General features: G+C 37.1%; 13 protein-coding genes. 11 read left to right on the forward strand and 2 right to left on the reverse strand.

Annotated elements, in window-relative coordinates:
- Positions 1–22: 22 nt before the first annotated feature.
- Positions 23–2,413, forward strand: coding sequence for a M1 family metallopeptidase (locus IW16_RS21310; protein ID WP_034749389.1), 2,391 nt, complete (start codon positions 23–25; stop codon positions 2,411–2,413).
- A gap of 20 nt (positions 2,414–2,433) precedes the next feature.
- Positions 2,434–3,321, forward strand: coding sequence for a hypothetical protein (locus IW16_RS21315; protein ID WP_034749394.1), 888 nt, complete (start codon positions 2,434–2,436; stop codon positions 3,319–3,321).
- Positions 3,322–3,379: 58 nt separating this feature from the next.
- Here the strand turns inward: IW16_RS21315 and IW16_RS21320 are convergent, their stop codons facing one another.
- A complete protein-coding gene (locus tag IW16_RS21320; protein ID WP_034749397.1) occupies positions 3,380–4,078 on the reverse strand; it encodes a LytR/AlgR family response regulator transcription factor in 699 nt (232 codons plus the stop codon).
- Positions 4,078–5,184, reverse strand: coding sequence for a sensor histidine kinase (locus IW16_RS21325; RefSeq protein ID WP_228376975.1), 1,107 nt, complete (start codon positions 5,182–5,184; stop codon positions 4,078–4,080). The genes IW16_RS21320 and IW16_RS21325 overlap by 1 nt, the downstream gene beginning before the upstream one ends.
- A gap of 151 nt (positions 5,185–5,335) precedes the next feature.
- On the opposite strand from IW16_RS21325, the gene IW16_RS21330 reads away from it, so the two are divergent.
- From IW16_RS21330 to IW16_RS21365, 9 genes are all read left to right on the forward strand, one after another.
- Complete coding sequence (locus IW16_RS21330) at positions 5,336–6,031, forward strand: DUF2490 domain-containing protein (protein WP_034749400.1); 696 nt, start codon at positions 5,336–5,338, stop codon at positions 6,029–6,031.
- Positions 6,032–6,049: 18 nt separating this feature from the next.
- Positions 6,050–7,336, forward strand: a complete 1,287-nt coding sequence (locus tag IW16_RS21335; protein WP_034749403.1) for a CitMHS family transporter — start codon at positions 6,050–6,052, stop codon at positions 7,334–7,336.
- 90 nt (positions 7,337–7,426) lie between these two features.
- Positions 7,427–8,641, forward strand: a complete 1,215-nt coding sequence (locus IW16_RS21340) for a dicarboxylate/amino acid:cation symporter (protein WP_034749406.1) — start codon at positions 7,427–7,429, stop codon at positions 8,639–8,641.
- Between the two features lie 69 nt (positions 8,642–8,710).
- A complete protein-coding gene (locus IW16_RS21345; protein ID WP_034749409.1) occupies positions 8,711–9,430 on the forward strand; it encodes a DUF3108 domain-containing protein in 720 nt (239 codons plus the stop codon).
- A 263-nt stretch (positions 9,431–9,693) separates the two neighbouring features.
- Entirely contained in the window at positions 9,694–9,828 is a 135-nt protein-coding gene (locus IW16_RS27120) for a hypothetical protein (protein ID WP_262484382.1), read from the forward strand.
- Positions 9,829–10,003: 175 nt separating this feature from the next.
- Entirely contained in the window at positions 10,004–10,282 is a 279-nt protein-coding gene (locus tag IW16_RS21350; RefSeq protein ID WP_034723531.1) for a co-chaperone GroES, read from the forward strand.
- A gap of 118 nt (positions 10,283–10,400) precedes the next feature.
- Complete coding sequence (groL, locus tag IW16_RS21355) at positions 10,401–12,026, forward strand: chaperonin GroEL (protein WP_034749412.1); 1,626 nt, start codon at positions 10,401–10,403, stop codon at positions 12,024–12,026.
- 334 nt (positions 12,027–12,360) lie between these two features.
- Positions 12,361–12,675: a hypothetical protein gene (locus IW16_RS21360; protein WP_165572014.1), complete on the forward strand. Its 315-nt coding sequence runs from the start codon at positions 12,361–12,363 to the stop codon at positions 12,673–12,675.
- Between the two features lie 288 nt (positions 12,676–12,963).
- Positions 12,964–13,569 (forward strand): hypothetical protein, encoded by a 606-nt coding sequence (locus IW16_RS21365; protein WP_034749418.1) that lies wholly within the window; start codon positions 12,964–12,966, stop codon positions 13,567–13,569.
- The last annotated feature ends 129 nt before the right edge of the window (positions 13,570–13,698 follow it).

A 13,698-nucleotide genomic window follows, 5' to 3' on the forward strand; every position in this document is an offset into this window, starting at 1 on the left:
TAATTATTAAACTCATTCGGTAATGAAACTAAAAGCAGTCCTATTTTCATTTTCTGTATTAGCCTATACGGGTTTTGCCGCACAAAATATTCAGAACAATCCTGGAAGTAACCACGGAAACAGATTCGAGCAGCTTGGAACAATCCTCCCGACTCCCAATATTTACAGAACAGCTTCGGGAGCTCCCGGACACGGATATTGGCAGAACAGGGCTGACTATGATATCACTGCCTATCTTGACGAAGACAAAAGAAATCTGAAAGGTTCAGAAACCATAACGTATTATAACAATTCTCCGGACGATCTGGATTATATCTGGCTTCAATTGGATGAAAACGAGCAATCCACCGTTAAAAATGCTGGATTTCAATTCCCTTCTACCCTTCCGGCTTTTTCCAATGATCAACAGCTGAAAGCCACCGATCTTCCTGAAAAAGACAACGGCTACGGCGTTAATCTGGAAAAGGTAACGGATGCATCAGGAAACCCACTGAAATATACGGTGAACAAAACAATGATGCGCATTGACCTTCCGAAGGTTTTAAAGAAAGGTGAAAAGCTGATTTTCAAAGTAGACTGGAACTATAATATCCCGAACAGAATAAAAATGGGCGGCCGCGGCGGTTATGAAAACTTCGCTGAGGACGGAAATGATTTATATACCATGACACAATGGTATCCGAGAATGTGTGTTTACAGTGATTTCCACGGATGGCAAAACCACCAGTTCACGGGACGTGGCGAATTCGCATTGGTATTCGGAAATTTCAAAGTGTCCATGAATGTACCTGCGGATCACATTGTAGGGGGAACCGGAGAGTGTAAAAATTACGAACAGGTTTTATCATCCAATCAGATGGCCAGATACCGAAAAGCGGAAAGTGCTGCTGAACCCATTGAGATCGTAACATTAGACGAAGCGAAAAAAGCAGAGAAAAATCATTCCAAACAGAGAAAAACATGGAGTTTTGAAGCTAATGATGTAAGAGATTTTGCATGGACCTCATCCAGAAAATTTGTCTGGGACGGAATGCGTGTGACCATTCCTGAAAACAATAATAAAGTAATGGCCATGAGTTTCTATCCAAAAGAAGCTTATAACTTATATAGAAAATATTCTACAAAAGCGGTGGCTCACACCATCAAAACCTATTCTGAATTTACCATTCCTTATCCGTATCCTGTTGCACAGTCTGTAGAAGCTGCTAACGGAATGGAATATCCAATGATCTGTTTCAACTTCGGTAGAACGGAAAAAGACGGGACGTATTCGGAAGGAACCAAAAACGGAATGATCGGCGTGGTCATTCACGAGGTTGGACACAATTTCTTCCCTATGATCGTCAATTCTGATGAAAGACAGTGGAGCTGGATGGATGAAGGTTTAAATACCTTCACGGAATATCTGACAGAAGAAAAATGGGATAATAAATTCCCTTCCAAAAGAGGTCCCGCCTGGACGATCACAGATTATATGAAACTGCCGAAAGATCAGCTGGAACCGATCATGAGTAATTCTGAGAATATTATTCAGTTTGGGCCGAATGCTTATTCAAAGCCTGCTACGGGATTAAATATTCTCCGGGAAACCATCATGGGAAGAGAACTTTTCGACAAAGCTTTTAAAACCTATGCTAAAAGATGGGCTTTCAAACATCCTGAACCTGCAGATTTTTTCCGTACGATGGAAGATGCCAGCGGTGAAGATCTTGACTGGTTCTGGAGAGGATGGTTCTACGGAACAGATCCTGTAGATATCGCTATTGATAAAGTAACGGTTGCAGTTCCCGATTTGAATACCCTTCCAAAGGAAGCCAAAGAAACAAAATATAAAGTAGAAAAACCGCTTCAGAATTCATTTGAAGATATTTCAAAAATCAGAAACAAAGAAGATAAAAACATCACATTCTCTGTAGATAAGGATAAGGATCTTCAGGATTTCTATTACAGATACGACAGAGGTCAGGAGAAATTATATGCCGATAAAGAATACACCGTAAAAACAGATGCCGGTATTCCTCTGGATGCAAAGGATAAAGAAAAATTCAAAAACCTTACAGGCTATCAGATCGATTTTGTGAATAAAGGGGGATTGGTGATGCCGATCATTCTGGAATTCACTTTTGAAGACGGATCAAAACTATACGATAAATCATCTGCACAGATATGGAGACAGAATGAACAGAAGGTTTCTAAGACCTACTATTTTGACAAAAAGATCAAATCGATACAGCTTGACCCGATGAGAGAAACTGCAGATATTGACACTTCCAATAATCTATGGGCCAGTAATGGTACTGATACTCAGGTTTCCAAATTCCAATTATTTAAACAAAAACAAGGAGGCGGGCCGGTAAGAGGCGGCGCTAACGGCAAAGTAAATCCAATGCAGGCCGCAGGAAAGAAAAACTAAATATTCGCAGTAAACTAACCATGAAAAAACTAATGCTTTTAATGCTGATTATACTGTCAGCACCCTATTTTTTTGCCCAGTCTTTACAGTTTTATACAGGAAAAAGAGATTTTATACCCATCGAAATTCTGATGGAAGACGGCAGTACAAAAAAAGGATTTGCCCAGGATTTTATGCTTCCTGATGTGGCTACTTTCCAGATGTTAGGGAGAGGTTCGAAAAATGCCAATTTGGACAGAAAGGAAGTAAAATTCAAATCATCAAAAAGCGATACTCAGGTACAGCTCATTCCTGTTTCCGATGTTAAAAGCCTTATTTACACCAATGAAGATACCCAGGAAAATTTTCAGCTCGATAAACGTATTGTAAAGGAAATAAACAATGATCTGGAAATGGAATCAGAAGGAACGGTACTGATGCTTCCCCTTATGCAGAAGGGGCCTATTAACCTTTATGGCTACAGAAGTATGATGTGTAAAGCCAATTTCGGAGACAATTTTTCGTCGGGATTTGATGGAAATGAAGACAACTGCCAGCTTACCTACGTTATGATTTATTTAAGTAAACCAGACGAGACCTTTGCCATAGCACCGGTAGATTACAGTTCACTAAGTCCGCTGGCCTTATTCAATATGAAAACATTGTATAAGAAGTTCTATAAAGCTTACGAAATTATTGGAGCAGACTGTCCCGAGTTTCTGAAAAAAGTAGATGAGGCAAGACAGAATGATTATTTTTCCAACAAAACTTTTAAAGAAAAAAGAAAGGCTTCAGATATAGAGAGAAAAGCCTTAATTAAAGGAAAAAAAGGAGCTGAAGCAGCAAAAATCAATATGAAATTCAGGACAGCATTATTTACAGATATGTATCAAAAGCTGATAGATGATTACGAACAGTCCTGTAAATAAGTTTTTAAATCTTCACTTCTAAATTATAAAATATAAAACTGCTTTACGGCAGTTTTTTTTATTCAAATACCTTTTTCACAAAGCTCTTATAGGTTCTTCCAAGCGGAAGCTTCTCTCCATCTTTCAGGTGTACATGAGCCGTATCATAGGAACTGATATGTGAAGACAGGACGATATATGATTTATGAATTCTTATAAATCCTAAGTTTTGAAATTTCTCTTCAAAATTTGACATCCGCTCAAGGATCATATACTTTTTCAGAGGAGTCACCAAAATAATATATTCGCCAAATCCCTGTACCCACCGCACATCATTCAGAAGAACTTTATGCATTACGTAATTGGATTTAAACATGATAAAGTCTTCTTTCTTCTGATGTTCTGCCGAATTCTTAAACTGCAGGAAATCCTTTGCTTTGTTAATAGCCTTTCTGAAGGTTTCAAAATCAACAGGTTTTACAAGATAATGTACCACATCCAGTTCAAAGGCCTTTACCGCATATTGGGTTTCTAAGGTGAGAAATATACACAATGGCTTGTAAGGCAGCTGATGCAAAAGTTCAATCCCATTGATATAGGGCATATTGATATCAAGAATTACCAGGTCTACCCTATTCTCTTTAAGATAGTCCAGAGCTTCTTCCGGATTCTGAAATATCTTCAGCAGATCCACATCTTCCATTTGCCCGCAATATTTCTGGATCAGCTGGAGCGCCGGATATTCATCATCTACACTTACAATCGTCAGATTAGCCATTACAATTTTATTTTTAAAACAGTATGATAGTTGTTGTTTTCTGCCGGTTCGGATATAAAAGTAAATCTCCCGGCATAATTTCTCTCCAAAATATTCAGCACCGCTTCATTGCCTAAACCGCTGTCACTCATATTTCCGACAAGATTTTTTTTCTTCGATACAGAATTTCTGATCTCAAACAAAAGCTCCTGATCCAATATTTTATAATGGACCTCAATATAACTTTCAGCTTCAATTCCTACCGCCGAATGTTTCAGAGCATTTTCAAATAAGGTAAGACATAATGACGGCGAAATATCTATCAGTTCAAGGGTTTCTTCATCCTGAATATCAAAACTGATGTTCAGCACATTATTATATTTCAACTGATACAGTCCCGCCAGTGATCTGATGGAAGAAAATTCCTGAGCCATACTGATCTTCTCCTTGCCGGTATCATAGATCACATATTGAAGCAGTTTACTGAGCTGCAATATAGACTCTGAGGTGTTTTCTGAAGGCTGAAAACTTTTGGAATAAATATTATTAAGGGTATTGAGCAAAAAATGGGGATTCATTTTCGATTTAAGCAGATCGAGATAAAGCTGGTCTTTTTCTTCGCCAAGATCTTTAAAATCCTGTTCGATCAGAAATTTATCTTTTGTAATTCCTAAAAATGAAGCCACGAGTATGACAATTCCCTGTGATGTATACACATTGTAGAGAAATTTAGTATTGGAAAGCGTCTCGTTAAAATGCATGTTGAAAACCGCCGGCTCCAGAAGAATCCGGAAAAGACTCGAAACCAGAAAACTGATCAGTGCATACAGAATGAACTCCGGATATTTATTAGACAGATAGAATTCAGGGACCAGATAAACATAGACGAGACTGTAAATTCCAACATTAAAAATAATGACGGATAAAACACTCCAGATGAGTTCCGGAACATCCAAAAAGTAGTTTTCGGTGAAAAAAGTGATGATAACGAAGATCAAAAAGAATAAAATATGCTGAAACTTCAGCAAAAGCCCCCAATGATATTCCATCAGTCTTTTCAAAACTTTTGCATTAAACAAAATCCTGAAAACCAATAATATAAATACAATATTTATAATTAAAAACATCTAAAAAATCCAAATTTCAATCTTTCAAATATACCATCTTTTTCATCCCATCCTGCAGTTCACTGATAAAAACTGTCATTGATTGAAAAATAAATTCACGGCTGGTTCTTATAAATATATTTGAGACATCAGGATATTAACTCAATATTACATGAAAATTAAATTCAGATTAATCATCATTTTGCTGCTGGGAATCATCCGTTTTGCCAACGCACAAAGCCGTGACAACTACAATATGTGGTTTCAGTATCTGATGTCCGCAAAACTGACGGACAAAAGTACACTGACGGCACTTTCACAATACCGTTCTTTTGATCTCGCCTATGACACCAGACTTTTTTTGGTTTCTGCCTATGTAGATTATGAAATAGCCAATGAAGTGAAACCCGCTGCCGGATTCATGTTTCTGGTACTGGATTCTTATAAGACCGACAATTCTAAAAAAGAGAGATACGAAAAGAGACCTTTCCAACAGCTGACGTTGGGTGGAAATATCGGAAGAACTTCCGTTTCCCACCGTTTCCGTGTGGAAGAACGCTTTATCAGCAATCCCAACGAATTCATCGTCAGGTTGCGGTATCTTATTTCCCTGAGAATCCCTTTTAACAGAAAAGGAGAGAATGAAAAACTTTATGGTATCCTGAAAAATGAATTAAGGATGAACGTGGTAAAAGAAGATCCGTTTGACAGCAACCGTTTAACAGCGGGGCTGGGAATTAAAGTCGGAAAAAATTCAGCAATTGAAGTCGCTTTTATCAACCAGATGGAGACAGGATCTACAAGCAACTACGGCTATATCGGCTACAGAAACAGTTTCGACTGGAGAAAGAAAAACAAAAATAAATAACTATAAATCAAATCATCTATGCTTACCTTCCTTGGATTCCTCATGATTCTGATCTTCATGGTCCTGATCATGAACAAAAAAATGACTCCGCTTACCGCTTTGGTCATCGTCCCTGTAACCGTAGCTCTTTTTGCGGGCTTTGGTCCTGAACTGGGAGAAATGATGAAAAACGGAGTCAAAGAAATTGCACTGACCGGTGTGATGCTCATCTTTGCGATTCTCTATTTCAGCTTAATGATCGACACAGGACTTTTTGAGCCTTTGGTTGATATTATTTTAAAAGCTGTTGGTGACAATCCTATCAAAACAACAATAGGAACCGCTGTTCTTACCGCTTTGGTTTCATTGGACGGGGACGGTTCTTCCACCTATTTAATTGTCGTTGCTGCAATGCTTCCTCTTTACAAAAGACAGGGCATGAATCCACTGATCCTAACCTGCATTATTATGCTGGCAGGTCAGATTATGAATATTCTTCCATGGGGAGGTCCTACAGCAAGGGTAATGAGCTCCCTGAAACTTGGACATACTGAAATTTTCGTTCCTATGATCCCGATCATGGCGATAGGAATTCTGTGGGTGATATTCGTTGCCTATATTTTAGGACGAAGAGAAAAAATAAGAATTGCCAAACACGGAAAATTTACCAACTATAACAGCAATGATATCATCGGCGAAGTAGATCTAAAGCTTCGTCGTCCAAAATTAATACTGATCAATCTGGCGCTTACCATCACCCTGTTGGTCGTGATGATTCTGGATATTGTTCCTTTAGGTATTGCTTTCATGATCGCTTTCTGTATTGCTTCCATAATAAATTATCCAAAATTAAAAGACCAGCAGAAAATCATTTCCAAACATGCAGGCAACGCTTTATCTGTTGCGGGAATGATCTTTGGGGCAGGAATTTTCACCGGAATTCTGAATGGTTCCGGCATTATGCAGGCGATGGGAAACAGTATGATCGAAATCGTTCCGAAAAGTTGGGGAGGTTATATGAATATTGTCACAGCCGCCTTTAGTATTCCGCTTACTTTTTTCCTTTCCAATGATGCCTACTATTTTGGAATATTACCCATCATCGTTGCTACAGGACATCAGCTGGGAATTTCTCCGGAGATCCTGGGAAGAGCAAGTCTTATCGGACAGGGATCGCATCTTCTGAGTCCTTTGGTTCCCTCTACTTATTTACTGGTTTCTCTGGCAGGAGTAGAATTTTCAGACCACTTGAAATATACTTTAAAATGGGCACTGGGATCATCTCTTGTAATGCTGCTGGCAGCACTTATTCTTGGAGTGATTTAGTCTGAATTCGTTAATTATTATTATATTTCAGACGTATAAAGATGTATCGGAATTACGTTATGGTTTGTACGGACAGCATATTTTTTTCAGATGAACCTTTTTGAAACAAAAAAAACATTCACAGGAAGATATTTAAAAAATCTTACCTTATATGTATTTGCCGCTATTCTCGGTGGTGTACTTACAGGGCATTATGCACCTCAGTCAAGTATTCAGCTGGGAATGGTGAGTCATTATTTTTTCATGGTTTTGGAAATGCTGATCCTTCCCATTATTTTTATGGCGATCATGTACGGAATCTGCCAGCTTTCCGGCATCAGAAATGCCAGCAGTATTGTCTGGAAAACGGTTCTTTATTTTCTTATCATCAGTTCTGTAGCCATTATAATAGGATTTATTTTCGGGTTTGCAGTAAAACCAGGAGCAGATACGGGCATTGAAATCGGAAAGATCAGTAAGCCACTTCCCGAAACATTTGAGATCAGCGATACAGGTATCCCCGGAATTCTGTATCTCAACCGTCACGGAATTTTTCTGATTGTTTCTATTGTTGCCGGGATTTTGATGAATCTTTCCAAAGCGAGAGAAAAATTCCTGAACATATTAGACCGCGGGCTGACCATTTTTTATACCGTAATCAAATATCTATATATTATTCTTCCGGTTATTATCTTCTGTAATATTGCATACGGAGTTGCTGTATATGGCATCAATACACTTCTTCCACTCAGTAAAGTAGTGGCAACGGTTTATCTCGCTGACATTGTTTTTATCTTTGGGATTTTAGGAATCGTTGCTTATGTGTTCAAAATCCGTTTGTGGAAATTTTTGCTTGATTTAAAGGAAGAGATTATCCTTGTGATCACAACCTCTTCATCCAAAACAGCCTTTCCATTAATCTTCGAGAAAATGGAATCGGAAGGCTACGACAGCAAGATCCTAAGGTTTGTGATCCCGTTAGGATATAATTTTAATCTTTCAGGAGCGTGTATTTATATTTCCGTCACATGCTGTTTTCTCATTCAGTTTTACAATATTTCACTGACTGTCAGTGATTACCTCTGGCTTTTCGTGATTATTTCCGTGACTTCAAAAACAGCATCAGGCGTTCCCGGCTCAGGATTTCTTGCTTTAATTTTTACGCTGAACAGATTTGGAAAAATTCCTTTAACGGATATTGCCCTTCTTTACAGCGTAGACCGTTTCATGAATGAGGCTAGATCCGTGACCAATTTTATAAGCATTGCGATTTCCGGAGCAGTAATTTCGAAGATCAATCAAAAGAATAAGATCCACTCTATCTGATCCCGAAAAAAGTTGGTCTGTTATCTGTAACTTTTTGAAAATCAGAAATACTCATTATTAAAAAAAATCATGAGAACATTTCTTGTATGCTTGTTAATAAGCAGTGTCAATTTATTTTCACAGAAACTGATCACCCCCACCAACAGTCCTGTTGATCCTAAACTCATCAAAGATGAAACATCAGAAGCCGTCTGGTATGCTGAAAATGCAGGTCAAAAAATAGAGATCGGAAGCATTATCACGGAACTCAAAAAATTAAACAAAACTGACCTTCTCATCAGAACCACTGTCAAGCTGAAAAAGGCTCCGGATGCAAAATGGACAGATTCCACCATCGTAAAAACAGCCAATTTCCAACCTGTTTATCATTCATCTTATAATATGATGCGGGATATGGTTCTGAAATCTGGTAAGACAAAAGTGACCGGCTATTATCTTGATAAAAAATCTCAGAAAAAAGAAGCTATTGAAATGGAAGCTGCAGACTATTTTGACAGCAGCAGCTATCCAATGATGATCCGTTTTTCTCCCCTGAAAGAAAACTATACCACCGAAATTTCTATTTTCGATTACAACCCGAATGCTAAAAAAGGGAAGATCAAAGCTTATATTCTGGATGTAAAAAAAGTAGATGAAAACGGAAAAAAAGTCTGGGCTGTAAAAACAACTGATGATATTGCAGACAAGACCTCGATCGTCACATATTATATAGATCCCGAAACCCGAAAGATTCTGAAACAGGATATAGATATGAATGGGAAGAAAATGACCATGGAAACCATTCAATAATGAATATATAAAGTTTACTGTAATGGTAAACTTTTCTTTTTTCAAAGGCCGATCCGATCAACAGTAACCCGTTATACCGCTGTCACAAAACAATCCTTAAAACACTGACAACCAAAATACAAACATCAAAAATAAATCTACACACAGTGTATTATATGATGATAAAAATTTTTATCTTTGATTTTCACTTATCACATCAAATCGTCAAAAGTCCTGATTGACCTTAAACGTTCAGGAATGTAAAACAAATTAAATATTAATCAATGAAAAATGCAAAATCATTAAGCAGAGACGCTCAAAAATCCATTATGGGAGGAGCGGCAAGACTGGTTTGCTGCGAGCGCGACGATCAGGGAAAATGTACTTTATGGATCGGGCCTGGACAGCACTGTCCATAATGGAGCCCATAAGTAGAGTTAAATGCAAAAGCCGGAAGTTTCCGGCTTTACGTTTTTCATTTTTCTGCCAAATTTTCACACTGGGTTATAAAATTCTGCCATTTCATCCATCAGTGCCTCATGGCATACATTTAGAGAATTATAATGGAGAATTAATTAAAAAATAAAATATATTATGTCAGTAAACTTTAAACCATTAGCAGACAGAGTTTTGATCGAGCCGATCGCTGCAGAAACTAAAACAGCTTCAGGTATTATTATTCCGGACACGGCGAAAGAAAAGCCGCAGGAAGGTACTGTAGTAGCAGTAGGCCCAGGTAAAAAAGATGAGCCTACAACTGTTCAGGTAGGTGACAAAGTTCTTTATGGAAAATATTCAGGTTCTGAATTAAAATTAGACGGGAAAGATTTCTTAATCGTTAAGGAAGGAGATTTACTTGGGGTAATCGGGTAAGATTTGTAAAAAGTACGATGTACAGAGTGACAAAGTATTTTAACAACGTTCAATCAAATTATTTAAAAATAGAAAAAGTACATTTTACATTGTACATAATACAATAATACAGCAAAAAATGGCAAAAGAAATAAAATTCGATATTGAATCAAGAGACGCTTTAAAAAGAGGGGTTGATGCATTGGCTAATGCAGTAAAAGTAACTTTAGGTCCAAAAGGTAGAAACGTAGTGATTGAAAAATCTTTCGGAGCTCCTCACGTAACTAAGGACGGTGTTTCTGTTGCAAAAGAAATCGAACTTGAAGACAGAGTAGAAAATATGGGAGCGCAGATGGTAAAAGAAGTGGCTTCCAAAACTAATGATATCGCAGGAGACGGTACTACTACCGCTACTGTTTTGGCACAGGCTATCGTAAGAGAAGGTCTTAAGAACGTAGCTGCCGGTGCAAACCCAATGGATTTAAAGAGAGGGATCGACAAAGCAGTAACTGCTGTTGTTGCAAGTCTTAAAGCTCAGTCTAAAGAAGTTGGAGATTCTAAAGAAATGGTGAAGCAGGTAGCTTCAGTTTCTGCTAACAACGACGAAACAATCGGTTCTTTGATCGCTGAAGCTTTCGGAAAAGTAGGTAAAGAAGGAGTAATCACTGTAGAAGAAGCTAAAGGTATCGATACAACAGTAGACGTTGTAGAAGGTATGCAGTTCGACAGAGGATACCAGTCTCCTTACTTCGTGACTAACCCTGAGAAAATGGTAGCTGAAGTAGAAAACCCTTACATCCTTTTGGTAGAGAAGAAAATTTCTTCAATGAAAGAATTGCTTCCTGTTCTTGAGCCTATCGCACAAAGCGGAAAATCTTTATTAATTATCTCTGAAGAAGTTGAAGGTGAAGCTTTAGCTACTTTGGTTGTAAACAAATTAAGAGGTTCTCTTAAAATTGCTGCGGTTAAAGCTCCAGGATTCGGAGACAGGAGAAAAGCAATGTTGGAAGATATCGCGATCTTAACAGGTGGACAGGTGATTTCTGAAGAGCAGGGATTCACTATGGAGAACATCTCTCTGGATATGCTTGGAACTGCTGAGAAAGTAACCATTGATAAAGACAACACAACGATCGTAAACGGTGGTGGTGACGAAGCTAAAATCAAAGGAAGAGTAGCTCAGATCAAAGCTCAGATGGAAACATCTACTTCTGATTACGATAAAGAAAAACTACAGGAGAGATTGGCTAAATTAGCTGGTGGTGTTGCCGTACTTTACGTAGGTGCAGCTTCTGAAGTTGAAATGAAGGAGAAAAAAGACAGAGTTGATGATGCACTTCACGCTACAAGAGCAGCAGTTGAAGAAGGTATCGTAGCTGGAGGAGGTGTTGCTTTGGTAAGAGCGATCACTGCTTTGGAAAACCTTACAGGAATTAATTCTGACGAAACTACTGGTATCAAAATCGTTAAAAGAGCGATCGAAGAGCCATTAAGACAAATCGTTGCTAACGCAGGTGGTGAAGGTTCTGTAATCGTAGCTAAAGTAGCTGAAGGTACAGGAGATTTCGGATACAATGCTAAAACTGACGAGTATGTGAACATGCTTGAAGCAGGAATCATTGACCCTACGAAAGTAACAAGAGTTGCTCTTGAAAATGCAGCTTCTGTTTCTGGAATGCTTCTTACTACTGAGTGTGTAATCACTGAAGTAAAGAGCGCTGAACCTGCTATGCCAATGGGAGGTGGAATGCCGGGAATGATGTAATAGCGCAGCGTGTCGCTGAGACAATTTAATATATAAACCGCTCTATTTTATAGGGCGGTTTTTTTGTTTTGAAATATGATCTTAGAATATTAAATATTGATTTTCCTATGTTTGAGAATTGTAAAACATTTCATCAAACCCTTACCTAAAAATAAATTGAATAAATAATCTAATGAAACTAAAAATAAAAAATTACTTCATCATTTTTTTTAGAATAGTACTTGCTTTTCTTTCATTCTCCCTGCCATTTATTTTTTATAAAGGAGTGATTCCACAACATTATTTATGGTTTAGTTATTTTATTTTAGTCTTTCTATTTACAATTTACTTAGTAATGAAAAAAAATTATTATGAATTGATACTTGCTAATATTCAACATGAAAACTTAATTTATAAGAACTACTTATTAATAAAAAAAACTATACACCTAAAAGACATTCTTGGATATAAAAACGGAATTGATGATGATGGAAATGAATTTATTAGTCTATTCAATGATAAAAACAAGAAAATTGTAACCTTAAAAGTAAATATATATTACAATTTACCTGAATTTGTAGAAGCTTTACATTGTAAGAACATTGGGTACGAATTAACTTCCTTTCAAAAAATTATTGGAAAGATAAAAAAACTCTTTACAAATACATAAAAAACGTCGTACAACATTATATTACAAAATGTAAAATCAGTACAAAATATGCTTCTTACTACTGAGTGTGTAATCACTGAAGTAAAGAGCGCTGAACCCGCTATGCCAATGGGAGATGGAATGCAATAAATGATGTAACACTCAGTGACCAAGACAATTTACTATATTAACCGTTCTACTTTTTGTAGACCAGTTAGTATTTTACTTAGACCTTTATTTATGGTTTCGTATATTTAAAAGTTTGTAACAGCCCTAAATCACATAACTATTATCATATAAAGAAAAAAAATGAACTTTGATTTTGCACAAAAAATAAATTCCGATCTCGAAAATCTTGATTTTGAAAAGGCCATTCATACTGCCGAGAAAGAACTTAACAAAATCCCAAAAACAGAATTTCACGATATCATTGGTAAGAGACTGACAAACCCTATTGATGATCTTGTCAATTGGATTGAGAGTTTTTATAAAGAAATTTCTAAGAAAATTAAAATTAAATCAATGTATTTTGAAATGAATGAATTTGATATTAATACAGATATTTGGTATATACAAGGAACAGCTTACGCAGAAGACGGCGGACTTAATCTTGATGATATGGATTGGATTTCTGATTACGGAGAAGATGCCATGACCACCGAAAAATTTGTGTTGACAGGTTATGAAAATTTCCAAATGCTGTTTGAAAGCATTGAAGAAAAAGAAGAAAATGACGAATGGACAAATGAAATGCAAGATGCAAGAGATTGGTGTGAACAGATTATAATTGCAAGATTTATGGAGTTAATGACAACTGCACATGAAACAGCAAAAAAAAGAAAATTAGACTGGAAGAATATTCCTGTCTATTTTACCGAGCATGCTTATGATTTTATAGTAAAGTCAGACGTTTGAAAATAAATGTAGCTACATCTATGCCAATAGATGTTGGAATACCAGAACAGTCAGCGACCGAGGCAAATTAATATACGAACCGTTCTACTTTTTGTAGGGCGGTTTTTTGTTGTGTATTTTGGCTGAATA

Origin of the sequence: Chryseobacterium vrystaatense, from assembly GCF_000737765.1 — a bacterium.
Classification (GTDB): Bacteria; Bacteroidota; Bacteroidia; order Flavobacteriales; family Weeksellaceae; genus Chryseobacterium; species Chryseobacterium vrystaatense.

Bases quoted from the DNA above. Each gene is read 5' to 3' on its own strand.
- IW16_RS21350 (WP_034723531.1), top strand. From the start codon at position 10,004: ATGTCAGTAAACTTTAAACCATTAGCAGACAGAGTTTTGATCGAGCCG.
- IW16_RS21310 (WP_034749389.1), top strand. From the start codon at position 23: ATGAAACTAAAAGCAGTCCTATTTTCATTTTCTGTATTAGCCTATACG.
- IW16_RS21360 (WP_165572014.1), top strand. From the start codon at position 12,361: ATGAAAAAAAATTATTATGAATTGATACTTGCTAATATTCAACATGAA.
- IW16_RS21320 (WP_034749397.1), bottom strand. From the start codon at position 4,078: ATGGCTAATCTGACGATTGTAAGTGTAGATGATGAATATCCGGCGCTC.
- groL (WP_034749412.1), top strand. From the start codon at position 10,401: ATGGCAAAAGAAATAAAATTCGATATTGAATCAAGAGACGCTTTAAAA.
- IW16_RS21325 (WP_228376975.1), bottom strand. From the start codon at position 5,184: ATGTTTTTAATTATAAATATTGTATTTATATTATTGGTTTTCAGGATT.
- IW16_RS21345 (WP_034749409.1), top strand. From the start codon at position 8,711: ATGAGAACATTTCTTGTATGCTTGTTAATAAGCAGTGTCAATTTATTT.
- IW16_RS21365 (WP_034749418.1), top strand. From the start codon at position 12,964: ATGAACTTTGATTTTGCACAAAAAATAAATTCCGATCTCGAAAATCTT.
- IW16_RS27120 (WP_262484382.1), top strand. From the start codon at position 9,694: ATGAAAAATGCAAAATCATTAAGCAGAGACGCTCAAAAATCCATTATG.
- IW16_RS21330 (WP_034749400.1), top strand. From the start codon at position 5,336: ATGAAAATTAAATTCAGATTAATCATCATTTTGCTGCTGGGAATCATC.
- IW16_RS21340 (WP_034749406.1), top strand. From the start codon at position 7,427: ATGAACCTTTTTGAAACAAAAAAAACATTCACAGGAAGATATTTAAAA.
- IW16_RS21335 (WP_034749403.1), top strand. From the start codon at position 6,050: ATGCTTACCTTCCTTGGATTCCTCATGATTCTGATCTTCATGGTCCTG.
- IW16_RS21315 (WP_034749394.1), top strand. From the start codon at position 2,434: ATGAAAAAACTAATGCTTTTAATGCTGATTATACTGTCAGCACCCTAT.